At 46.1% G+C, this 22,893-nt stretch carries 20 protein-coding genes; 6 read left to right on the top strand and 14 right to left on the bottom strand.

Annotated features, from left to right (window positions below; translation table 11 throughout):
- Positions 1-32: 32 nt before the first annotated feature.
- From AB4Z17_RS20945 to AB4Z17_RS20930, 4 genes are all read right to left on the bottom strand, one after another.
- Complete coding sequence (locus AB4Z17_RS20945; RefSeq protein ID WP_441910512.1) at positions 33-1,223, bottom strand: CynX/NimT family MFS transporter; 1,191 nt, start codon at positions 1,221-1,223, stop codon at positions 33-35.
- 167 nt (positions 1,224-1,390) lie between these two features.
- The gene (locus tag AB4Z17_RS20940; RefSeq protein WP_441961857.1) at positions 1,391-2,584 is read right to left on the bottom strand and encodes a GNAT family N-acetyltransferase; all 1,194 of its coding nucleotides are present in this window, start codon (positions 2,582-2,584) and stop codon (positions 1,391-1,393) included.
- Between the two features lie 143 nt (positions 2,585-2,727).
- Positions 2,728-3,030, bottom strand: a complete 303-nt coding sequence (locus AB4Z17_RS20935; RefSeq protein WP_441961855.1) for a hypothetical protein — start codon at positions 3,028-3,030, stop codon at positions 2,728-2,730.
- 53 nt (positions 3,031-3,083) lie between these two features.
- A complete protein-coding gene (locus AB4Z17_RS20930; protein ID WP_076266853.1) occupies positions 3,084-3,278 on the bottom strand; it encodes a YwbE family protein in 195 nt (64 codons plus the stop codon).
- 127 nt (positions 3,279-3,405) lie between these two features.
- Here AB4Z17_RS20930 and AB4Z17_RS20925 point away from each other — a divergent pair, with 127 nt between their 5' ends.
- Positions 3,406-5,238, top strand: coding sequence for a DEAD/DEAH box helicase (locus AB4Z17_RS20925; protein ID WP_441961853.1), 1,833 nt, complete (start codon positions 3,406-3,408; stop codon positions 5,236-5,238).
- A 242-nt stretch (positions 5,239-5,480) separates the two neighbouring features.
- Here AB4Z17_RS20925 and AB4Z17_RS20920 read toward each other — a convergent pair whose 3' ends face one another.
- From AB4Z17_RS20920 to AB4Z17_RS20910, 3 genes are all read right to left on the bottom strand, one after another.
- On the bottom strand, positions 5,481-6,278 hold the full coding sequence (locus tag AB4Z17_RS20920) for a Cof-type HAD-IIB family hydrolase (protein WP_441961851.1): 798 nt from the start codon (positions 6,276-6,278) through the stop codon (positions 5,481-5,483).
- Positions 6,279-6,351: 73 nt separating this feature from the next.
- Entirely contained in the window at positions 6,352-7,104 is a 753-nt protein-coding gene (locus tag AB4Z17_RS20915; protein WP_441910469.1) for a 16S rRNA pseudouridine(516) synthase, read from the bottom strand.
- A gap of 1 nt (position 7,105) precedes the next feature.
- The gene (locus AB4Z17_RS20910; protein WP_441961849.1) at positions 7,106-8,761 is read right to left on the bottom strand and encodes an RsmB/NOP family class I SAM-dependent RNA methyltransferase; all 1,656 of its coding nucleotides are present in this window, start codon (positions 8,759-8,761) and stop codon (positions 7,106-7,108) included.
- A 245-nt stretch (positions 8,762-9,006) separates the two neighbouring features.
- Here AB4Z17_RS20910 and AB4Z17_RS20905 point away from each other — a divergent pair, with 245 nt between their 5' ends.
- From AB4Z17_RS20905 to AB4Z17_RS20895, 3 genes are all read left to right on the top strand, one after another.
- The gene (locus tag AB4Z17_RS20905) at positions 9,007-9,225 is read left to right on the top strand and encodes a hypothetical protein (RefSeq protein WP_441961847.1); all 219 of its coding nucleotides are present in this window, start codon (positions 9,007-9,009) and stop codon (positions 9,223-9,225) included.
- Between the two features lie 684 nt (positions 9,226-9,909).
- Complete coding sequence (locus AB4Z17_RS20900) at positions 9,910-10,425, top strand: thioredoxin family protein (RefSeq protein ID WP_076266845.1); 516 nt, start codon at positions 9,910-9,912, stop codon at positions 10,423-10,425.
- The gene (locus AB4Z17_RS20895) at positions 10,422-10,958 is read left to right on the top strand and encodes a PCYCGC motif-containing (lipo)protein (RefSeq protein WP_339203518.1); all 537 of its coding nucleotides are present in this window, start codon (positions 10,422-10,424) and stop codon (positions 10,956-10,958) included. The genes AB4Z17_RS20900 and AB4Z17_RS20895 overlap by 4 nt, the downstream gene beginning before the upstream one ends.
- 121 nt (positions 10,959-11,079) lie before the next feature.
- Here the strand turns inward: AB4Z17_RS20895 and AB4Z17_RS20890 are convergent, their stop codons facing one another.
- The 3 genes from AB4Z17_RS20890 to AB4Z17_RS20880 form a co-directional block, all read right to left on the bottom strand.
- Positions 11,080-14,646: a LamG-like jellyroll fold domain-containing protein gene (locus AB4Z17_RS20890; protein WP_441961845.1), complete on the bottom strand. Its 3,567-nt coding sequence runs from the start codon at positions 14,644-14,646 to the stop codon at positions 11,080-11,082.
- A gap of 282 nt (positions 14,647-14,928) precedes the next feature.
- Positions 14,929-15,732, bottom strand: coding sequence for a GTP pyrophosphokinase (locus AB4Z17_RS20885; protein ID WP_076266843.1), 804 nt, complete (start codon positions 15,730-15,732; stop codon positions 14,929-14,931).
- 17 nt (positions 15,733-15,749) lie between these two features.
- Positions 15,750-16,847, bottom strand: a complete 1,098-nt coding sequence (locus AB4Z17_RS20880; RefSeq protein ID WP_441910475.1) for a quinone-dependent dihydroorotate dehydrogenase — start codon at positions 16,845-16,847, stop codon at positions 15,750-15,752.
- Between the two features lie 174 nt (positions 16,848-17,021).
- Between AB4Z17_RS20880 and AB4Z17_RS20875 the strand changes: the two genes are divergently transcribed.
- Positions 17,022-17,162, top strand: coding sequence for a hypothetical protein (locus AB4Z17_RS20875; RefSeq protein ID WP_441910476.1), 141 nt, complete (start codon positions 17,022-17,024; stop codon positions 17,160-17,162).
- Positions 17,163-17,167: 5 nt separating this feature from the next.
- Here the strand turns inward: AB4Z17_RS20875 and AB4Z17_RS20870 are convergent, their stop codons facing one another.
- From AB4Z17_RS20870 to AB4Z17_RS20860, 3 genes are all read right to left on the bottom strand, one after another.
- Positions 17,168-18,562, bottom strand: coding sequence for a L,D-transpeptidase (locus tag AB4Z17_RS20870; RefSeq protein WP_441961843.1), 1,395 nt, complete (start codon positions 18,560-18,562; stop codon positions 17,168-17,170).
- Positions 18,563-18,721: 159 nt separating this feature from the next.
- Positions 18,722-18,958, bottom strand: a complete 237-nt coding sequence (locus AB4Z17_RS20865) for a ferredoxin (RefSeq protein ID WP_053376893.1) — start codon at positions 18,956-18,958, stop codon at positions 18,722-18,724.
- A gap of 56 nt (positions 18,959-19,014) precedes the next feature.
- The gene (locus tag AB4Z17_RS20860) at positions 19,015-20,301 is read right to left on the bottom strand and encodes a DNA polymerase IV (RefSeq protein WP_441910478.1); all 1,287 of its coding nucleotides are present in this window, start codon (positions 20,299-20,301) and stop codon (positions 19,015-19,017) included.
- Between the two features lie 202 nt (positions 20,302-20,503).
- Between AB4Z17_RS20860 and cimA the strand changes: the two genes are divergently transcribed.
- Positions 20,504-22,120 (top strand): citramalate synthase, encoded by a 1,617-nt coding sequence (gene cimA / locus AB4Z17_RS20855; protein WP_076266839.1) that lies wholly within the window; start codon positions 20,504-20,506, stop codon positions 22,118-22,120.
- Positions 22,121-22,184: 64 nt separating this feature from the next.
- On the opposite strand, the gene AB4Z17_RS20850 is transcribed toward cimA, so the two are convergent.
- Positions 22,185-22,724 carry a TlpA family protein disulfide reductase gene (locus tag AB4Z17_RS20850; RefSeq protein WP_441961842.1) on the bottom strand — a complete coding sequence of 180 codons (540 nt, stop codon included), beginning with the start codon at positions 22,722-22,724 and terminating at the stop codon, positions 22,185-22,187.
- Between the last annotated feature and the right edge of the window lie 169 nt (positions 22,725-22,893).

Below are 22,893 nucleotides of genomic sequence, written 5' to 3'. Positions count from 1 at the left end.
CCAAACGGTTTATAATCAATTTTTCACCATATTTAATTTTCTTGTGCTCCTGATATCGTTTTATTCGCTCCAGCTCCGAAGCCTATATATCCAAAAATAACAGCAACAACTACTAGCATTACTAATGAGACAGTCCAATTATTCGTCAAATCATGAATAAGTCCAAACAACAGCGGTCCGGCAGCGGCAAGCAGATAACCAATGGACTGTGCCATACCTGACAACTGAGCCGACTGCCTTGTGCTGCTTGTCCGCAGTACAAAAAACATAACCGCGAGACTAAAGCCGGAACCGCCGGCAATTCCGAGTAAAATCATACAAATCGGAATAAGATTTACATTCCCGCTAAGAAGACCTAAGTATCCTAGGAGCAGCAATATCGTTGTAAGAATAACAAGCAGCCTTTGGCTTGCCTGCTTTCCCGCAATGACAGGTATAATAAATGTCGCGGGCAAGCTGACAAATTGCAGCAGTGACAGCATCCATCCTGCATCAACGTGGCTCATGCCGCGATCAGATAAAATTTCAGGCAGCCATGATACATTAACGTAGAAACAAAATGATTGAAGACCCATAAATAATGCTACTTTCCAAGCTAAGCCAGAGCGCAGCAGACCACCATTCTTCTCACCGTTCGTTGCTGCTTTGTTGTTGTCCTTCTGGGCAAACGAACGAATTTGCGGTACCCAAGCAATCGTAGCAAATAGAGCGAGCAGTGCCCAGCAGGCCAGCATTCCTTGCCAGCCAAAGGAAAGCTTCTCTGTAATGGGAATGCTAAATCCTGAAGCTAAAGCAGCGCCTAAATTCATCACTACCGAATATAAACCAGTCATTAAACCGACGGTGGCCGGAAAATCTCTTTTTATCATGCTCGGAAGCAGTACATTTGCAACAGCAATCGCCATGCCCAGCAGGATTGTTCCAACAAATAAAGCGGCTATCGTCGGAAGGGATCTAATCACAATTGCACCAGTTAGCACAACCATTGCAATAAATAGTGTGTTTTCCATACTAATGCGCTGAGCAATTCGTGGTGCAAGTGGAGAAATAAGTGCAAATGCTAACAGCGGCAAGGTCGTCAGCAGCCCAGTGAGCGCACTGGAAATGCCAAACGAACGCTGAATTTCAGATACGATTGGTCCAACTGCTGTCAGCGGCGCTCGCAAATTAGCTGCTATTAGCAATATGCCAAGAATCAGAAGCCATGAGCTTGTTATTGCAATTGGCGCAGAAGATGCTGATGCTGATGATAAATTTGAATGGCTGATTTTCACGAAGTAATCCTTCTTTCTCATGCTGATCGATCTAAGTTGTTTAGTTTCCCATATAAACGCCTTAAACATTCGACAAGGCGCCTTATACGATTATTACAAAAAACAAATAGCAGCTTTTATTTTTTTACTCGATACCAATACTCGTATTGCGGGACATACCCGATTTTATCGTACAGCCGATTAGCTGCTGCGTTATCTTTTACGACGAGCAGATAACCTTCAGTCGCTCCACGTCCCTTGCCCCATTGCAGAAGATGCAGCACAAGCTGCTCTCCAAAACCTCTATTTCGATAGTTAGGATCGGTCACAATATCATAAATACCAATCCAACCATCCTCAATCACCGCAAAGCCGCATGCTACCGGTATTCCATTGTCATGCAAAACCGCGCAGCATTTATCCAGCGGTGACTGTTTTAACATTTTTCGTGTAGTTGACCGCTGTTCATCCGTTAAGCGACTAAAAACCGCAACCGCATCCAGCCAGCTCTCTGAAACTTCCTGCTCTAGCCAAATTTCAGCATGCAGCGGCGATGGAGCATCAGAAAGGTGAATCGTTTTTACAATCGTCCGATCGATAAGCTCATAACCGCGGGTCGCCAGTTCCTCATCAAGCGAGGCAGGCTGAGCGAAGGGTGTTATTTTAAAAACAGAGCGAATGCCTTTGTGTTCATAAAGTTCCTCGCAGGAGCTTATTTTCGCACCAAGCTGGAGCGTGTTGCCGTACACAGGATTAATCGAATTGGAACGTTTCGTATAACCTTCTGCAAAACGAAGCAGCCAGCCGTCGTAGACAACCGTTTGCAAGGCTGGCCAGCCATTTAAGCTCATTTCCTCTATTCGAAAATGCAACAGTCGCTTAATCTGCTCCATATGATGCTGATCATGCCATATAAAATCTTTTATATATTGACTCACTTCAAAGGCATGACCATCCGCGTCTACATAGGCAGCTTCGTACTGCTCATCTGCTAACTGTGCTATCGTGTCAATAATCCGCTCACGTATGTTTGCAGCTTCATGAACGAGCTCAGCGATTGAAGTTGACTTGCTGTATATTTTTGCTTGTTCGTTAAACTCATTATAATCCAAATGTTTAACCGTAAGCGGCAAGCCCTCTCGCACCTTTAAGATTGCTTCTTCATAAAAATAAATATCCCAACGTAAAATATGGGCTGTGACGTCTCGAATCGACCACTTTCCTGCGGCAATGCTCTGATTCCAAATACGCTCGTCGTAACGCGCCAAATCGGTTACAAACGTTATCCATTCTTTGAAGGTGTCCAGCAGCTGCAATTTCTCGGTAACCATATGCAAATTCCACTCCCCTTAAACTGACATAATCATCCAAGCTTCCATTTATCATAAAGGATGATTCATTAAGGAGCGAGATTTTTTTCCATTTTTGTAATAAAAAAAGCCGCCTCATGAGCAGCTAATTGCGATTCTGATCCTCATACCATATCAAATCGTTCAAGCTGTTCCAGCTGATTTTCTCGCTTCAATATTTCACGCTGCATCGGTCCAAGCAAATCAAAATGCGGATACTCTGACCGCGCATGAATATAGCGAGGATTAAGGCCGTTATCGAGGCACCAGCGCGAGAGCTTCTCCATATCGGAGCAGCCTACCTTTGTTACAGTCTTCATGTCTGGAAACCTTGAATCCAGCCAGTAATGCGTCAGAAATGCAATTTCTCCGCGGACAACGGCTTCCTTCCATCGCTGCAACTCTTTTCTTTTTATGCCAAAGGCCACAGCACATCGCTCCTTTAACGTTGAACATTCCTTCCTGACTAGATATGGACTCTTTAAGTCAGGATATTCTTGACTCTCCCTACTTGCCCATCAGCCAGTCTCACTTTAATGCCATGAGGGTGCTTAGGCGAATTCGTCAAAATATCTTTCACGACACCTCGTGTCAGCTTGCCAGTCCGTTGATCCTGCTTCAAAACAATGTCTACCGATAGGCCCGCTTTGATCGCGGAGCGCTCTGTTCCATTCATATTTACCATTCCTCTGCTGCTCTAATGTCGGCTTTTAGCATAGCATAAGCAAAGTAAAGATGCACATTATAAGGACAGCTGTTATACTTAACATCAAAAGATGTAAACGAAATGAGGAAATGTATTAATGTCTAACGCATTTAACGCTTTGGGTATAACTCCCAAGCTAAGCGAATTGCTTCACCATGATGGAATTATCGAACCGACTCCGGTTCAAAAGCAAGCGATTCCACTTCTGCTCAACGGGCAGGATGTTATTGCACAAGCTCAAACGGGCACAGGCAAAACGATTGCGTTTGCTTTGCCTATTTTGCAACGTATTAATATAGAGAAAGAACAAGTCCAAGCTCTCATATTAACTCCAACTAGGGAACTTGCGATTCAAATTACGAGCGAGCTCAAAAAACTTGTTCCCGCTGTTGGCGTAAGCGTGCTTGCTGCCTATGGCGGCCAAGACGTTGATGCTCAGATTCGCAAGCTGCAGCGCTCGCCCCATATCGTAGTTGCAACGCCTGGTCGTCTAATCGATCATATGAAACGTGAAACCGTCAGCCTAGGCAAGCTGCAGATGCTTGTTCTCGATGAAGCGGATCAAATGCTTCACATGGGCTTCCTGCCAGATGTAGAAAGCATTATTTCACAAACGCCGAAAGCTCGTCAAACGATGTTGTTCTCAGCTACAATGCCTGATGCTATTCGCAAGCTGGCTGCTGATTATATGAAGACGCCTGTCGATATTCGGGTACGCAGTACCAACGTCACACTCGACAGCATTACACAAATCGTCTATGAAACAACGGATAGAAGCAAGCAGCAAACTCTCGTGCATTTGCTAGAGCGTCATCAGCCCTATTTGGCCGTTATTTTTTGCCGGACTAAAGTTCGCGCGAAAAAATTAAACAAGGAACTCCAAGAGATCGGCATCGAATCGGATGAGCTGCACGGCGATCTTACGCAAGCGAAGCGTGAGCAAGTAATGAAGCGCTTCAGAGATGCAAGACTGCAGGTGCTCGTAGCGACTGACGTTGCTGCTCGCGGACTCGATGTTGAAGGGGTTACCCATGTTTACAACTACGACGTTCCACAAGACGGCGAGCTGTATATTCACCGTATTGGCAGAACAGGTCGCGCTGGGCAAGATGGCGCAGCCATTACACTCGCAACTCCTTATGACAAAAACCATTTGATTCTTATTGAACAAAGCATAAATGCTAAGCTTGCACGCCGTGCGATTGACAGCGAAGGCAACGAAACATCTGTACGCGCACAATCTGGCGATCGTCCAGAGAGAACACGCAGTGCAGCTGGCAAAAGCAGTACACGCGGTTCCAGCAGCAAGCCATCCGAGGGTGGACGCCGCGGCGGTCGTGACCGTTCTGCTCAAGGCGATCGCAATGCGAAGCCAGGCGGACGCAGAGGCCAACGCGAGACCGTACGTCCTAATGCTGGCAAACGTACAGGCAGAACAGCTGAGATTCGCGGTCAAGCTTCCGAAGCAGCTGGCGAGAGCACAGGCTGGACAGCCAACCGTGGGGACCGATTCGAATCCGCAAGCCCCGCTCGCGGTAATGACCGTTCCCAAAGCCGCAGCAGTACCACTCGCGGCGGTGATCGTTCCGAAAGTCGCGGAAGTTCAGCTCGCGGTGGCGAACGCTCCGAGAGTCGTGGCGGCTCAGCTCGCGGTGGTGCAACTCGCACCGGCGGCTTCGGCAGTCCTCGCGGCGCAGAGCATGTAGCAGGCCGTGCCTCGTCCAAGGTGGATAGCCCCTGGGAAGCAGCGCGCAGTGATTTCAAAGCGAAAACATTAAATGAGCACGAAAACGGCCGTGGAACAGGCAAGCGCGGCAAATCATCGTCAGGCGGACGCAGCGGCTCACCTGCCGGCGGTCGCGGCAACAGCCCGCGTGGTGGCGGAAGCTCTTCGAGCAAACCGCGCGGTGGCGGCGGACGCAATCGGTAAACAACTTTAAAAGAAAGAGCGGTCAACACAGGAACTTATTCCTAGTGCTGACCGCTCTTTCTTTTTCTATTTCATTCCGTCAGGATCTTACTTCGTTAACCGTTAGATCATACTGATTATTATTGATAGTCAATGCCGCGTCATAATATCCTCTGCCGCAGCTAGTAGAATTGCATTGGCATTTATACGCGCCGCTGCATCCGAAAACGTAAAATTTAGTTTTCGTAAATCCGGGATAAATATTAGCTCCAAGCGTGCTCATAAAGCGCTCTAGCCACGCCATCCTCGCTATTCGAATGTGCAACTGCATTAGCTGCCAGCTTCACTTCCTCAGGAGAATTGCCCATTGCTATGCCCATGCCCGCAAATTGAAGCATTGTTATATCATTATGATAATTGCCGATTGCTAGAATTCGGCTGCGATCAATGCCTTTAATTGCAGCAAGCTGCTGCAACGCTTTTCCTTTATTGGCTTCACTATGATGCACATCGATAAAGAAGTCGCCGCTCCGAATCGAATGAAGCTGCTTAGGCCATCCCGACCATTCCGTTTGTACGACATCCATCTGATCCTTCGTTCCGAAAACTGTAAATTTTACAAGGCCGCTAGGCAAGCCCAGGCGGAAATCATGAATCGATGGCTTAGCTTGAAAATGACCATACATTGCTTCTACTTCCGGCGTCATGCTCTCGACCATCATTTCAAAAGCAGTATTCAAATCAAAATGAATGCCATTCTCGCRGCAATATTGAATAAAACGCAATAAATGCTCAGGTACCATATCGAATTGGTGAACAACGGAATGGTCATCCGCATTAATCGTTGCTGCTCCGTTATGAGTAATAACCGTCCCGCTAAGTCCAAGCTCTTTCAGCACAGGAAGTGCGCCTGATGGTCCTCTCCCAGTACATAATACGATTTGAGCTCCGCGATTGGCAGCCTCATGTACCGACTCACGAATAGCTTTCGTCAGTACATGATCATCTGTAAGCAGTGTCCCATCCACATCTAAAGCAATTAAGTCATAATTAAGGCTCATGTCTCCACTCCTATTCCAAACTCTGTAAGTGCTCTCTCTATGTCTTAATTACAGCAAACACTATATACAATGTTTAATCCGTCTTCCGTTTATGTGAGCGCAGAAGCTCTAGTTCTTCTTCCGTCAGCTCCCGATAGGAGCCCTCTTCAAGGGTTTCATCAAGCTTAAGCGGACCCATCGATACTCTTTTCAAGTATACGACCTTTTTGCCGACAGCTTCAAACATTCTTTTCACTTGGTGGAACTTACCTTCCATAATGGTAAGGGAGATACTCGAAAATATTTCATCATCCCGTTGTTCACGACTCTTGATGTGTAGCTCAGCCGGCATCGTAACATACCCGTCGTCTAATGCAATGCCAGCCAAAAAAAGCTGCTGGTCTTCTTCGCCAACATCGCCAAGAACCAATGCTTCATAGGTCTTCGCAACATGCTTACGCGGAGACAACAGTTCATGAGCAAGCTGCCCATCGTTCGTCAGCAGCAGCAAGCCAACCGTATCTTTATCCAGTCGTCCGACTGGAAATGGATCTCGCTGCCGATCGGAGAGCTCAAGTAAATCGATTACCGTGCGTTCACGGCTATCCTCTGTTGCAGAAATAACGCCCTGCGGCTTATTCAACATGAAATAAACGACATCACGATACACGACAGGTGCGCCGTCAAAATAAACCTTTGCTGTATCAGGGTCAACGATTAGTCCGCTGTCTTTCACTACTTTATCATCGACAACAACCATGCCGAGCTTCACAGCTCGTTTAATTTCGCTGCGCGTACCCAGTCCCATATGGGCGATCAGCTTGTCAATTCGAATACGTTTACTCATTCTACATCCATCTCCATCCTGCAGGCAGTTCATTTTTGATCATTCCAGCGGCATATTTCCCCCAACCTATCGGGAAACCGTCTGTGCAAACTAATATATATCCTTTTGAGGGGGCGCCAGCATGCACCGTTAATTCCGAATCATCAACAAACAAGGTTTCCCCTTTGAGATATCGAATCGTCTGCTCATCAGACGATCTCCAATTAACGGAGCGCACGGCTTCATCTCGCTTTAACCCCATGGCTAGCGGGTGTGACGGTTCAAATCGACCTCGAATAGCTTCACCTACATACCAGCCGGCTCTAACTACGCGCAAGCCATCGAGCGATGGCAGTTCGGCAGGCTGAATATATACACGAGAACCAAAGGCTACTACACACCCTGGCCAGCTACGTGCATTTATCGCAAATTGTTCTGCATACTGGTGCCACAGCTCAATTGGACTTGCTTCTTCCGTGAGGTTCATCGCGGCTCCATCACGACCACTCCCTGCTCCTTTCTTGTTTGCAGGGCGCTCCAATCCAGCGTTGGCAAAGTCATTTCTCGTTTGCCGTTTAGCTGCGCGGCGCTCATCCCTATGATCTTGTTTCTTTTCTTGTCTTTTCCCGCTGCTTGGCACGACTTCGCGTTTTAAGCTTCCGCCAGCAGACTGGACGCTCTGGCGCTTTACAGAAGCAGCAACCGCCGGCTCTTCTTCAATAATGCTTGTCCGCTCCCCGCTGCGTCTAAGGACAGCCGCATAATGACCTTCTCCCTCGATTAGATGCGGCCATAGCCTTACCGTTCCTTGAATGGATTGCAGACGCTCTTCATCAAGCTGCGCCATGCCTTCTGCTAAATCCGCTCTGCCTGCCCTCCAGCCATGCTGAGGATAAATAGCTTCAACAAAAAAATCTTCATGCTCGGCTAAAAACTGAGCTATTTGCTGCTCGTTCTCCTCCGGCGAGAACGTGCATGTCGAATAGACCATTCTCCCTCCAGGTGCCAGCATCGCTGCGGCATGCTGCATAATATCGCGCTGCATTAAGGAGCATTTTTCAATCGAGTGTTTCTCCCATTCTGCAATCATTGAATCATCCTTGCGAAACATGCCCTCGCCGGAGCATGGGGCATCAATGAGAATACGATCGAACCATTGTGGAAAAACAGCGGCAATTGCTGCGGGCTCATCGTTAAGCACGACAGCATTGCGTACGCCGGCAAGCTCTATATTTTTGGCCAAAGCCTYTGTTCTTTCTCTGGCGTTATCATTCGTGACGAGCACTCCGCTTCCTTRCAGCTTCCCTGCAATTTGCGTCGATTTGCCTCCTGGAGCCGCGCATAGATCAAGTACGCGTTGACCAGGCTGAACGTCCAGCAGTTCTACCGGAGCCATCGCACTCGGTTCTTGAATATAATAGAGCCCCGCATGATAGTGCGGATGTTTGCCTGGCCGTTCACCCTCTTTGTAATACAAACCATCCGGTGCCCAAGGTATTTCACGCACCTCTTCGCCCATGTCAGATAGCTTTTTCCATTGTTCGACACCTAGCTTTAATCGATTGATTCGAAGACCATATACTCTCGGTGCATCATACGAAGACATAAAGCTATCAAACTCATCACCAAGCAGCTTTTCCATTTTTTCTGTGAAATTACGCGGCAAATTGCCGTTCATGCTATTTCCTCCTGCCAAATAAATAGCCTCTCAGCATTCGCCGAGGCATTCGTACACAAAGCTTAAGGATCCATTATACAACGCACGGAATAATGAAGCGCCATTAAAATTGTTGAAAAGTTAGACAAGCACCGAAACGCTATTTTGAAGCAGCGAAGCAAAGTTTAGTATTTGAAATTAATGGCGAAGCAAGCCTATTCGAAGGCACATACCATTTCACAATCAAGCAGGGCGATAAAATCATCATGACTGATTTTGGAACTGCTTCTGTAGGCGGACCGGAATGGGGCAAAGTGAATCAGACCATTATCGTTCCGGTGAACAAGTTGTCACTCGACATCCCGCTCCATATCGAGCTATATGAAATTCATCAAGAGAGCGTCGAACAAGTTCGCAAAGTCATCATACCGCTAACGATGTACGCAAGCAGCAAAAAGTCGACAACGAATCATTTCACAACCTGATGATCRCTCCTGTATCCGTCAATTATTCCTTAAAGGGCGAGGCGAGACTTTCAGAGGGCACCTATCATTATACCCTAAAACATGGTGAAAAAGTGCTTGCCTCAGGTTTTGGAACAGCCACTATCGGCGCACCTGACTGGGGCAAGGTTCAGTATGAATGTAATCATGTGGGAGAGCATAACCAGAGCACGACTATTACTCATAAGGAGGCCGACCGCCATTTCAAATGAAATTGAACTTGTAAAAAAAGCAATAGCCGGCGATGACGAAAGCTTCTCCAAGTTGATCGCGAGTCCGCAGGATCGGCTATACCGAATCGCCTATATGAAAATATTCGAAAAGCGAAAAAACAGTCTATATCGACAGCGATTATGAGGCTGGTCACGCTCCAGAACGAACCGAAGAACAAATCGATCTGCATCAGGCATTCGTTTAGCGTAAACTATATTGAACAGAGAGAAGCCATGCAAGATCCTCAAGCAATTAACGCCAGATCAGACAACCAGTAATATCCAACATTTTATCCGTATATTTCCTTTCATTCTCTAAATCCGAATGTTGTATGACATTGATGTTCAAGCTCTTACATACCAATACGGATTTGTTATATAATATATTTAAGTAAGGACATGCTGTTCTTTCATAGCTTGTCCACTTAAACCTGTTTCGGAGGTAGTTGCTTACATGAAGAAGAAAAAGAAATTGAAAATGATTTACGTCTATATCGGTATCGTTGTTATTTTATTCGGTCTTATTACCGTTTTAAACAACAGTGGCAAGGTAAACGCCGTATATGACAAGCCCCTCTCCGAGCTGAACCCAGAAACACGCAAGCTGCTTAATGATCCTAACTATCAGAATATCATTTTACCTGCTGAATTAGACAAGAAAGTGGCCGATAAGGAAGATTTCTTCGTTTACCTATTCGCTTCTGATTGTCCGCATTGCCAAAGAACAACGCCACAGCTTATGCCGCTTGTTGATGAGCTCGGAATTGACCTTCCGCAATTCAACTTAAGAGAATTCCCAAGCTATTTCAACAAATATAATGTCGAGTTTACGCCTACACTTGCTTATTTCAAAGATGGCGTTCAAATTGACAAGCTAGAGGGCGGACTTGCTGAAGAAGGAACTACCGGCTATAAACTAGATGATTTTAGAGCGTTTTTCAATAAATATTCGGGGGCTGAAACCAAATGATGAAGCGTCAGCGCCAAACGGCTGAGCAGATTACGGAGGAGCAAAAAAATTCACGCATTCGCAGCATCATGTATGCTTTGCTGCTCGCATTCGCTTTTATTACTTTGCTCACCGCATGCGGCTTAGCGAACGACGACAAGGCAGGCGCTGAGCATCAACACGGTTCCGAAACATGGCAAACAACAGCATCCTATGATGAGCTGCCTGGTTTTTTAGCGGACTATACGCCACATACGAGCGAGCTTTATAAAGGAGTCCATGCTCACGCCGACATTATGAGCGGTATCACATGTTATTGCGGTTGCTCAGATGGGTTAGCAGTTGAAACCCCGCATGACTCGCTTCTGCGCTGCTACGTTGCCGAACATCCTGCGGACGAGGGCGCTGTCACATGGACCAATCACAGTACCAGCTGCGGCATTTGCAAGAAAGAGATGGAAGAAGTAATCGCCTTAAGCAAGCAAGGCAAGACCAAGGAAGAAATACGTGCAGCCATCGATAAGCTGTACAAACCAAAAAAATCAACAGATTAGTTAACGCTCATCTGCTGTATAAGTTGAAGAAGCTGTCCAGCTAGGTCTACTCCGACCTTGCTGGACAGCTTCTTTTTTTCAAACATGTAATGCAGCTAAGGCTTTATTTACTTATTCTTTCTTATTTGCTCCAATCAACGATTAATTTGGCCATTAATACGAGATCGAGAATATCAATGACCTTGTCGTTGTTCAAATCCCCAGATTTAACTGCATTCCAGTTGCTGTCGCCTTCCTTCGCACCATATGATTTTACGAGGATTGCTAAGTCAACGATGCTTACCTTCTCATCATTGTTATAATCGCCAGGGATATTAATAACCTCAAGTGCAAGCGAATCGCCGGCTATCGTTACTTCTTCCACACTGTCGGATAATACTGCTTTTTTCACTGTAATTTGAGTTGGGCCTGCCAAAGCTCCTGCCTTAGCTTGGAATGTGAGCTTCATCCAATCCCCATTCGCATTCGTCTGTGCCTCATTCAAATGGACTGCAATCAATCTTACTTGTCCATCCTTATCCTTCGTTTCTGGGATCAAAAATTTAGTTTCATCCATGGATACTGCTGAAACAAAGGTCAGCTTGGAAGGATCATATTCAATCGTAATGTCCTCTGCCATAACGGAACCGACTACGTTTTCCAGACCGTAAGTAAGCGCAATGGAACCACCCACTGTTACTTTCGTTTCACCTTTTAAGCTGGCTTTTTCCGTCTGCTTGTCCTTCACGGTACCTGTAAAATCAATTTCACTCATGCTCGTAAAGGTGCCTGCTGCATTATAAGTGCTCTTTACAACAAATTTGATATATCTGCCGGAAATCGTTTTGTTAAGCGGTGTAAAGTCTTTATACGTACTGCCTGTCCACGATTTGCCGAAGGTGCCTGTCGCTTTATTGGCTTCATTCGCAAGGAATGCCGCGTCACTTAGATCTGACAAGCGATCAGATGCGTATACCTCAAAGTCTTTCGGAAATTCCAGCGCAGTTTGATTCATTCTGCTTGTTCTTTGAATGCCGCTCAAGCTAGGGCTATTCTTTGAATCAATAATAACCCAGTGAGGGAAATCTGCCGCGGGAGCTTCCCATTTGGAGTGCCAAATAGTCGCCGAATCTCCATCGAGAATATTTGATGCAAATGCATCTTCATTATCCGCATAAGAGCTGAAAGATTCGATTGCAAATGCCGATTTCGATAGGAACTGATAAGTAACAGATTCCTTTGCCGCTTCCAAGGCGAGCATAAGATTCACATAAGCTTCATCGATTTCGTTAACTGGGCTTTCAGGAGTAAGCGCCGATGCACTGCTTAAAGCAGAACGGAGCTCCATCATCTTGGCAGCGGAATAGGTGACGCCAACAACACTTTCACTGGCAGCATCAAAGGCCGAAGCATCAACCTTCAACTTGTTAAGCTGCTCATACGTATAGGCAGGAATGATTTTGTAGGAATCGGATAACGCTTTGATCTCCGTTGCAGTGAGCGTCCGCTTCCAAATTTTCAAATCGTCCATCGTAACATTGGCACCGCCGTTTCCTTTGTTGCCATCTGCGCCAATCATCGTATTAAAAGCGGTGTCTACACTGCTCGTGCCAAGTGCAGTCATCTCTTTAGAGGCCTTCTCCACGCCATCGACATACACTTTGCCAACTTGATTTGCTCTGTCGACGGTGACCGTGAGCAAGTGCCATTCACTTCCTACGCTACCCGCCGAAGTATCCATTCGGTTCGTGCCGTCTGCAATGTTTAACGTCATTGCATTGGATACAGCAGGTCCGATATACCAACCGACGTTTTTGCCGCTGTTCCAGTTTTTATTCGAAATGACCGTCTGATCACCGGATAAATTGCCTGTATGCCAGAACGATACCGTAAAGCTGCCACTGCCAAACTTCAGATCGCTGCGGCTGCCCATATCGATATAATTCGCATTGCCTGCCGGAATGTACGCAGCTTTATTTGATTTGCCCTGCACATACGCAACGCTTCCGCGTGATACAGCCGAACCCGTCACGCCGCTCGCATCATCGTTTAAGTTGTCGTCAAACTTCATATCAACGACTAGGTCCTTCCACATCGTTTCAGGGTCAATCGGCGTAAGCTCAGGCAGCGTACCCTCCGTACGGAATGTATGCTGGATCGCGCTAGACTTGTTCCCGTAGCTGTCAACGGCATAAATGACCGCAGTATAGGTCGTTTGCGGATCAAGTCCTTCCAGTGGAATCGTCATCGCATTCGGGATCGGCGTAAAGAAATAGTCGGAGAACACATTAACCGATTTTGCGGTCGTACCCGTCCTTTTGTTCGTAAGCGTCAGCTCGTAATGATGCATGTTTTGGTCATCCTTCGCTTGATTGAAGCTCAGCTTAGGCGTTCCATCCAGATCCGTCACTTTCAGATCCGTCTCAGCAGGAAATTGCGGTGCTACTTTATTGCGGTTTGCACTCGTATACTTGAAATTGCTTTTAATCTCTTGAATCGTGCTGCCTTTCAGTTCAATAACCCATTTCTCGCCAGCAATTGTACCGACGCTGCTGAATGGGGGAACCGGCGTCCAATCATCCATTATATCTGCCGGATCTGCATTAAAAGCAATTCTATCCACTTCAATCCGATCCGCATACACTTCAATAAAATCAGCCTGAGATACCGGAAATTCAAAGCGGCTGACCAGCCCTGCATTCGTTACAGCAGAGTAGCCATGCTCTGCTTCAATGTACGACATCGAGCCTAGATTCAGAGCCGTATAATCCTTCTGGAAAATAGAGCGTTCATCGCTGTTGGTCAGATGGGAGTGCCCCGACAACGTAATAACCTGCGGGTAGCCCGCCAGATCACTGTTAAGATTCGGATTGGACGCCTGCTGTCCGTCCATTACCGTCCCTGTGATCGGCTGATGGATGCCTACAAAGATCGGCTTATTTTTGTTTAACGGATCAGCTGTAATTTCAGCTAGTCTGCCCTTAAGCCAATTGCGCTGGCTTGTATCCGAGTTGTAGTTGTTTCCGTTCAAGAAGAAAAAATAATAGCCGCCGATTTGAGTTTCATAATAGCCATTAGCCTGTGATGTGAACCAATCCGCAGGATAATGCTCATTCACTTTTGCAACTGTCGCGTCATGATTTCCCATTGCAACATGCATCTTTGTATTGGTCATATTTTTTCTAGCTAGATTCGCTTGGAAAATTTCCCTTACCATTTGATGATCGTTCGGTTTGTCTCCCCCGTTATCGTTGATCATATCACCTACAACTAGGATGGCATCAGGATTTGGAAAGATCGATGCGATAGTATCGAAATAGCTTTCATATCTTGGATCACCTGTCGTGCGCGAGCCTACATGAACGTCTGACATCGCTACAAATTGCAGCAGCGGCTTTTCACTTGTTTTAATCATGTAGCCAAACGTTACTGCCTTGCTCGCCACGCCATCCTTTATCGCAATCGCGCTAAGGTTTGTGGTTTTGGCAATCGTGATCGGATTATTGTCAGCTTTTTTGCTTTTCTCATTAGGCAGCGTTCCGTCAAGTGTATAATAAATGCTAGCATCACTTGTTTTAGAGCTTAATACAACCGCTATCGCAGCCTCGTAACGCCCTCCAGCAACAGATGCTTCAGGTGCTTGTACCGCACCATCGGCAGCGCTTGCTGATCGAATGAACCCTTGTGCATTGGAACATAAAACAGCCATAACTATGAAAACCGCTAAGCTTCTCCTCCACCTATAAAACAACTCAATCACTCCTTTTATTTTCTTGTTTCATGTGCATTATATATGTTTTGATTGGTTGTATTGTTAAACAGAAGTCATTTTAACGTTTGTTTATTGTAAATGATGGAATGGGCGCAACCTCCCTTAGACAACAAAAAAAGACGACTTCTCACTCTATAATGGAGTGAAAGTCGTCTTCAATGTTCATTTTGCCTAACTATCTTAAATCCAATTCAAATTGGTTTTGCGCCTGCTTTTATACTAGCTTTGGTTTGCTTTCTTAGCTTTCCCAATGGCTGTTTGAATATCAAGCGAAAGCTGATTAAGCTCATGATAGTCCTCTTTTTCAAATTTCTCGTTAAATTTCATTTGAAATTGAGCAGCTTCACGAACCCGATTATAAAAATACAAATCTTGAATGCCTTTAAGCACCTTCGAGACCACGTTGGACTGCTCCTCGAATTCGGTCTGCGCATCCAAAATTTCTTTGCGTATGCTGGTCATTTCTGTATCCAGCTGCGATGCGGCTTCAGCCGCTTTTTTCAACCGCTCACGCACATCTTCAGGCAAGCTTTCTTTAAACTTGTAGTTTAATGAATGCTCGATTGTCGCCCAAAAATTCATCGCTAACGTCCGTATTTGAATTTCAGCCAACACGATTTTGTATCCTAGTGCTGTTTGAACTGGATATTCTACAATCATATGGTAGCTTCGATAGCCGCTGTCTTTGAAATTCGTAATATAATCCTTCTCATATACAAGGGAAAGATCTTTACGCGTGCGAATCAAGCCAGCTACGCGGTGAATATCATCCACAAACTGGCACATAATGCGAATACCTGCAATGTCCTCTATACCCGTATCCAATTGATCCGAGGGGACTTTGAGACGCTTGGCCTTTTCCAGAATACTAGAAATTCGCTTAACCCGGCCGGTGACGAATTCTATCGGCGCGTAAGCTTCTCGTATCTTCAGTTCGACCCGCATCGTTTTAAATTTCACTTTAAGTTCTTCAACCGCTTGTTCATAAGGCTGTAAAAAAAGATTCCAGTCTCTACCGTCCATCCGGCCGCCTCCTGTTCTTAAACGTGATCTGCACCAACTGCTTCGGCAATATTGCGGTAGCCATCTTTGCGTAAACATTCCTTCAATCCACTCGTTAGCTCTCGCAGCACTCCAGGCCCTTTGTAAATAAGCGCCGTGTAGATTTCTACAAGTGAAGCTCCCGCGCGGATTTTATCGTATGCGTCTTGTGCTGTAAAAATGCCGCCCGAGCCAATAATGGGCAGCTTGCCCCCGGTTTGGCGATATACCGCCCGTATGACCTCCGTTGAACGATCTCGCAGCGGCTTGCCGCTGAGCCCGCCCGCTTCGCCAGCATTCGAATGCTGAAGGCCTTGGCGCGATAATGTTGTGTTTGTTGCAATTATACCTGAAACTCCGCTTTCCATAATAGTCGCAACGGTAAGCTCCAGCTGTTCATCTGTCATGTCAGGCGCAATTTTGACGAGAACAGGTTTTGCTTTTGCTCCTGTTTTCGCCGCTTGCGTGTTTATTTCCTTTTTTACAGCGGCAAGCAAATTTTTCAGTTCTTCACCATGCTGCAAATCACGCAGATCCGGGGTGTTGGGAGAGCTGATATTGACGACAAAAAAGTCGCCGTATGTATACAATTCGCGTATGCAGGTCTGATAGTCCTCATGAGCAAGTTCATTTGGCGTTATTTTGTTTTTGCCAATGTTAACCGCTATCGGGATTCTATTTATTTTGCGTCGTGACAGCTTCTCTGCCATTGCCGCAGTGCCATCATTGTTAAAGCCCATCCGATTAATAAGCGCTTCGTCTGATGGGAGGCGGAACAATCGCGGCTGCTCATTTCCGGCTTGTCCTTTTGGCGTTACCGTTCCAACCTCAGCAAAACCAAAACCTATGCTTGAGAAACCGTCCGCAGCTTTGCCGTTCTTATCAAGTCCAGCAGCAAGTCCAACAGGGTGCGGGAATTGCAGTCCGAATAGTTCTGTAGCAAGCTCAGGCGACTTTGCTACGCCATACATCGCATTCATCAGACCATTCAGCCCTGGAACTACACCGCCGGCAGCTAAGCCGTCAATCACAAGATGATGGGCCCTCTCAGGATCCATTCGAAAAAAAATAGGTTTTAAAATTGAAGAATAAATCAACTTACTCACTCCGATCTTAGATGTATGCTCTATCTGACAGTTTATCTTTTTTGCGGCAAAAAGAAAAGAGCCTGCACGCAAGGTGCAAGCTTCCATTGTATTGCGGCTTGTCTAGAAAACGATTACAATGAGATCATATTATTTATTACTATGAAATAGAGAGGTTGATTGTCGATGAGTTCACCAAAAAGAAGACCGGCTACAATAAAAGCGAAACCGAAGGATGAAGTAAACAAAAAAGCGCTTATATGGATTGGTTCAATCGTCGGCGTAGTCGTTGTAGCTGTCGCGCTGCTTCTTATTTTCACTTCGTAAGCGGTCTACGTCAACCATTTATAGATTTTCAAGGGATTGGTTTCGTTTTGGAGCGGCTCCAGCTGAAAGCGTTCTGCTGGCTGCTGCACCTTAGACGGAAGCGTCCCATTTTTTATTTTGACAACCGTTCCTAGCGGCACCATATCAAACAACTCCTCCACATCAGCTTTGCCCATCCGGATACAGCCAAGTGATTCGTCCTTGCCAATACTGCCGGGTTCATCCGTTCCATGAATCGCGTACAGCGTATTCGATAATGTCATTCCTCGGCTTCCGAAGTTTCCATCGTCACGCCCATTCGGATTTCTAACCTTTTCACTAATGTAGAAGCTTCCCTCAGGCGTTGCATCGCCTCCGAGGCCCACCTTATAGCTGCGCACAATAATGTCACCTTGGATGACAGCAAGTCGATAACTTGCTTTATCCACTACGACCTCCAGCGGCTGGCTCCACTGTTTATCCAAAATTCCATTTGTGCCTACGATCGGACTCGTTCTTTTATCGCTTTCCTCTTGCTGCTGATTTCCTGCTGCTTGCTCTTGCTCTTGGATTGAACGGTTTTTTTGTGCCTGCGCGACTTTCAGCTTTCGCAATACAGCCGGAAACATAGAGCGCATACCGCTGCGTTCCCCGGAAAGAACATTGTTCGGATAAGATTGAATGAGATCATCCAGCTGCTCCGGCCACTTTTTATATTTTTTCTCATATTGATAGATGCCGCTTGCAAGCGTCCAGTGCGTCTCTTGCTGCCTGCTCCATTCCTTATATTGTGCTGCTGCCGAGCTCGCCTCGGAAGGCTCACACTCGCAGGTAAGGCGGTCATACATCGTTACATCCAGCTTACTGCTTCCGTTTTCCTTTTCTACAGACATGAGCAGTCTAGTGTTCCCTGTCCATTTCCGCCAGCCCTCATCTTCCTCAAGGCGAGCTGCAATGGTATGAAGAGGTGCTTGCTTGCCGGCTGCAATGAGGCTGTTCCATGCGCTTCCGACTGGATTTCGTTCTTTACGCGGTATAAACACAACGCCAATTGGGTTCACTTCAACTAAGGCTATAGGCTCGGGCTGCTCTGGCCTTTCCTTGAATACGGAAGTGCTAGCTGGAGCAAACACTGCAACGAGCAGGAACAATAGAGCTAATGCTCCTAATTTGCGAGCTCGCCTTTTTTTCTTTTGCTGCAAATCCCAATCTTTAAGCAGCTGCAATTGATTTTCCGATAACGGATGACTTTCATGCTCGAAGGCATCGTATACTTCACCAGCTTGCAGGAAGCAATAATTCGCTTTGCCCTCCTTGCCGGCGAGCTTGTATTGCTTGCCTAACAAATACCAACCCATTTGGTTATCAGGGTGCTGCTTTACAAATTGCTTCAAATAAAAAATATCTTCCGGAGAGTCCATCCCCCATCCTCCCGACATGTGGTATATATCCTCTATATMGGCAGGCAAGGAGTTTGATTGTAATCCCGAGTCCATTTCTGTTATTGCAGCATATACAAAAAAAGCTCCTCACCGCTGCATAGCAAAGCGGAGAGGAACTTTTTTATCATCACTCAAAAATTAGTAATTAAAAGGAACGTCTGCAATTTTGATTGAATCTGTCGGACAGCCGTCAGCTGCATCCTGCAAATCATCGAACAAATCTTCAGGAATTTCAGTGTTGCCTGTATTGCCGTCAGCTTTATAAATAACTTCTGCAAGACCTTCGTCATCATAATCATAAATGTCAGGTGCAGTTGCTCCGCAAGCTCCACAAGCGATGCACGTATCTTTTTCAACCCAAGTAAACTTACCCATGGAAATCCCCTCCCAAATAAATAAACGGAATAATCTCGTCTCTGTACAGTCAAGCTTCATTCATCAATATATAACAAACTATCGTCCTTTTGCAAGGATGTACCGCGAATTCGTTTATTCCTAATTAAGGTTGATGGATCATCTCCAAGCATTCCCGCCGTCAAAACAGCATCCTCTCCATACTTGTCGCGGAGCTGATCCATCGCTTTAGTCAACGCTTCTTTTCTCGGCTGTTTCTCGTAGCTGAACAAATCAAGCTGCAAGGCAGTTTCGGCAAGCAAAGTGAGGTTCTGGAGCGTTATGCCAAGCAGCCGAATAGGTTCGCCTTCCTTCCAATGCCGGTCATATAGCTTGCACGCCTCCCTATAGAAATCTTCACTCGATTCCGTAGGAGCTGCAAGGGTGTGGGAGCGGGCAATCGTCGTCATATCCGGCTTGCGAATTGTGATTTGAACCGTGGTTGCGACCATCTTCTGCCTTCGCAGCCTGCGACCTGTCTGATCCGCCAAATTAAGCAGCACCCGGAAAACGTCGTCCCGCGATGTAATATCGCTTGGAAGCGTGGTCGTATGACCGATCGATTTGTTCCGTTCCCGATTTGGGTTAACTTCAGAATAATCAAGTCCATGGGCAGCTGATTTCATCCAAGAGCCAACTACGCCAAAATGCTTATTCAGCATCGTTTCATCCGATGCCGCCAACTGGCCAATCGTCCGAATATTCAGCTTGCTGAGCTTATCAGCTGTTTTTTTGCCAATGCCAAACAAATGATCGCATGGCTTATCCCAAAGCACCTTTTGCACATCACGAATCCGCAGCACAGTCAGCCCGTTTGGTTTTTTCATGTCGGATGCCATCTTTGCAAGCAGCTTATTTGGAGCTAAACCAATAGAACAAGGAAGAGACCACTCGGACTTGATCCGCTGCTGCAGCGAAGCCGCAATATCAAGCGGCGAGCCGAACATTTTCGAACCGGTAATGTCCATATAACATTCGTCAATCGATACAGACTCAACGAGCGGCGTATATTGTCTAGCGATTGCCATAAAGCCATGTGAATATTTGCGGTATAATGAAAAGTCCGGTTTGATTAATATAAGCTCAGGACAAAGTGTTAGTGCCTGTCTGACTGTCATTCCCGTCTTTATCCCTCTGCTCCGTGCTGCATAAGAACAAGTGACGAGGATACCCTTTCGCTGCTCAACGCTACCGGACACCGCAGTTGGTTTGTCCTTATATTTCTCCGGCTCCTCAGCCTCATGTACGGAACAATAAAAAGCATTCATATCTAAATGAATGATCACTCGGCCCTTAGCCGGATAGAACTCATTCGTATTCGTCATAATCGCGCAACACACCGCCTAACCTAAGCCATAAGCCTACATAAGCTTATCCACCCAAGCATACAATTCCAATAGGGTCAAGTCAACGAAGCACGCGCGAGCTGACAAAAATTCCTTTTGCCCCCTCTACTTTCAAGGCGACAAGTGTTATAATACTAAATTATGATTTGAAAAGGCATTCAGTGAAGGAGGCGTCCCGTTAATGACAAAAAACATATCTATATTCGATACGACGCTGCGTGACGGTACTCAAGGTGAAGGGATCAGCCTGTCGGCAGATGACAAATTAAAAATTGCCCAGAAGCTCGACACGTTGGGCGTTCATTATATTGAAGGCGGAAATCCTGGAAGCAACAGTAAGGATATTGAGTTTTTTCAGCGGATCAAAGCTTTCAATTTAAGCGCCAAAATTACTGCCTTCGGCAGCACTCGTCGCAAAAACAGTTTGGCAGAGCAGGATGCCAGCCTTGTTCGCATCGTGGAGTCCGGTGTTCCGGCTGCTACGCTTGTAGGCAAGTCATGGGATTTCCATGTACATACAGCCCTGCAAACGACTTTAGAAGAAAATATGTCGATGATTTTTGATTCCATTGCTTTTCTAAAGCAAAATCAAATGGAAGCCTTGTTCGATGCCGAGCATTTTTTCGATGGCTACAAGAACAATCCAGAGTATGCCATTGCTGTTTTGAAGAAAGCACAGGAGGCTGGCGCCAACTGGCTCGTCCTATGCGATACGAACGGCGGCACTTTGCCTAGTGAAATTCATGAAATCGTTTCGCGCGTGAAGCAGGAGCTAACGGCCCCTATCGGCATTCATACACATAATGACTGTGAGCTGGCTGTCGCAAACTCTTTAGCAGCAATCGAAGCCGGGGCTCGTCAAGTACAAGGCACGATTAACGGCTACGGCGAGCGCTGCGGGAATGCAAACCTATGCTCCATCATCCCTAACTTACAAATCAAAATGAATTATGACGTTTTGCCAGAGGATAAGCTTCGCACATTGACGAGTACTGCTCGATATATCAGTGAAATTGCGAATGTCCACATGCCTGTTGGTCAAGCTTATGTCGGCAATGCCGCATTCGCTCACAAAGGCGGCATTCATGTCTCCGCCATTATGAAGGATTCCAAAACCTATGAGCATATTCAACCAGAGCTTGTTGGCAACAAGCAGCGTATTCTAGTCTCTGAGCTCGCAGGACAAAGCAATATCATATCCAAGGCAAAAGAGCTTGGACTTGATGTCAACGCAAATAATGAGAAAACAAAGCTCATTATGGATCAAATTAAAGAGCTCGAGCATCAAGGCTATCAATTTGAAGGCGCCGACGCTTCTATGGAGCTGCTGCTTCGTGAAGCATTCGGCAGCGAAGTAAAAGAATTGTTCAAGGTTGAATCCTTCAAAATGCTCGTAGAAAAAACAAACGGCCAAATGATTTCAGAAGCGATTGTAAAAATCAACGTTGGCGGCCAGCAAGTTTATATGGCTGCTGAAGGCAATGGACCTGTCAACGCCCTCGATAACGCCCTGCGCAAGGCGCTGGTGCAGTTTTATCCAGAAATCGTTGATATCCATCTATCGGATTATAAAGTCCGTGTAATCGACGAGAAGGACGCTACAGCAGCTAAGGTGCGTGTTCTTATCGAGTCGACAGGACTAAACAATACGTGGAGCACCGTTGGCGTATCGAACAACGTTATCGAAGCAAGCTGGGAAGCTCTCGTAGACAGCATTCGTTATGCCCTGCTTAACATGGTAAAGGTTGACAGCACACTAGTTGATCCTCACGATCGCATGGGCCTCGTCAATCATTAAAACAACAAAAAGAGTCGAACAGGCTGTTCACGCCTGCTCGACTCTTTTTTGTTGTTGCTGCCGACTACATCCATTTCTCAATCATGCGTTCCCACTCCGCATAAGGAATGACGCCATTGATCCGCTCTCTAATGACACCATCGCTGTCAATAAGAAACGTTGTTGGAAACGTATCTACCTTATACTGCTTCGTCACATCGCCCACCCGATCCATTAAGATTGGAAACGTGAACTCGTATTCTTTGACAAAGTCTCTAGCTGCCCGTTCTTTATCAAATTTCGTAGCATTAACGCCAACGAGTGAAATTTTTTCCCCGTATTGCTCATGCAGCCGCTGCAGATCCGGCGCTTCCAGTTCACAAGGACCACACCAAGATGCCCAGAAATTAACGAAGGTCAGTTTATCCTGTTTGCCCCCTATTTCATAGGACTTCTCATCAAGATCAGGGAGTTTGAAGATTGTCGCTTGAAATCCCGCTTTCGGCTTAAAATCGACGGAAGTGGCTGCTAACGCTGCTGAATCCGAGTCATCATTTTTATATTGAAATACAGCTAATCCTGCAAACAGCAACGCAATCGTAAATAGTGCTGCGACACGCTTCATGAGGTTCCATCCTTTTTTTCACATTTTCAAATGCCTATATCGCTTCATGGTATCATGCACCGTATAGAAGCTCAATACACAGGACAAATTAGCCATCAAAACGTCATTTTTAAAGAAATGGTTCTTATCTATTCTCTGACGACTATTATGGGTAAGTTAAGTATTATTC

It is taken from the genome of Paenibacillus sp. TAF43_2, from assembly GCF_052113545.1.
GTDB lineage: Bacteria > Bacillota > Bacilli > Paenibacillales > Paenibacillaceae > Pristimantibacillus.
This window is presented reverse-complemented; position numbering and strand designations above follow the sequence as displayed.

What these genes read in the sequence shown, in the direction of transcription:
- AB4Z17_RS20940 (WP_441961857.1), bottom strand. Translation starts at nt 2,584, where the DNA reads ATGGTTACCGAGAAATTGCAGCTGCTGGACACCTTCAAAGAATGGATA.
- AB4Z17_RS20930 (WP_076266853.1), bottom strand. Translation starts at nt 3,278, where the DNA reads ATGAATGGAACAGAGCGCTCCGCGATCAAAGCGGGCCTATCGGTAGAC.
- AB4Z17_RS20925 (WP_441961853.1), top strand. Translation starts at nt 3,406, where the DNA reads ATGTCTAACGCATTTAACGCTTTGGGTATAACTCCCAAGCTAAGCGAA.
- AB4Z17_RS20915 (WP_441910469.1), bottom strand. Translation starts at nt 7,104, where the DNA reads ATGAGTAAACGTATTCGAATTGACAAGCTGATCGCCCATATGGGACTG.
- AB4Z17_RS20905 (WP_441961847.1), top strand. Translation starts at nt 9,007, where the DNA reads ATGACTGATTTTGGAACTGCTTCTGTAGGCGGACCGGAATGGGGCAAA.
- AB4Z17_RS20900 (WP_076266845.1), top strand. Translation starts at nt 9,910, where the DNA reads ATGAAGAAGAAAAAGAAATTGAAAATGATTTACGTCTATATCGGTATC.
- AB4Z17_RS20895 (WP_339203518.1), top strand. Translation starts at nt 10,422, where the DNA reads ATGATGAAGCGTCAGCGCCAAACGGCTGAGCAGATTACGGAGGAGCAA.
- AB4Z17_RS20890 (WP_441961845.1), bottom strand. Translation starts at nt 14,646, where the DNA reads ATGGCTGTTTTATGTTCCAATGCACAAGGGTTCATTCGATCAGCAAGC.
- AB4Z17_RS20885 (WP_076266843.1), bottom strand. Translation starts at nt 15,732, where the DNA reads ATGGACGGTAGAGACTGGAATCTTTTTTTACAGCCTTATGAACAAGCG.
- AB4Z17_RS20875 (WP_441910476.1), top strand. Translation starts at nt 17,022, where the DNA reads ATGAGTTCACCAAAAAGAAGACCGGCTACAATAAAAGCGAAACCGAAG.
- AB4Z17_RS20870 (WP_441961843.1), bottom strand. Translation starts at nt 18,562, where the DNA reads ATGGACTCTCCGGAAGATATTTTTTATTTGAAGCAATTTGTAAAGCAG.
- AB4Z17_RS20865 (WP_053376893.1), bottom strand. Translation starts at nt 18,958, where the DNA reads ATGGGTAAGTTTACTTGGGTTGAAAAAGATACGTGCATCGCTTGTGGA.
- AB4Z17_RS20860 (WP_441910478.1), bottom strand. Translation starts at nt 20,301, where the DNA reads ATGACGAATACGAATGAGTTCTATCCGGCTAAGGGCCGAGTGATCATT.
- cimA (WP_076266839.1), top strand. Translation starts at nt 20,504, where the DNA reads ATGACAAAAAACATATCTATATTCGATACGACGCTGCGTGACGGTACT.
- AB4Z17_RS20850 (WP_441961842.1), bottom strand. Translation starts at nt 22,724, where the DNA reads ATGAAGCGTGTCGCAGCACTATTTACGATTGCGTTGCTGTTTGCAGGA.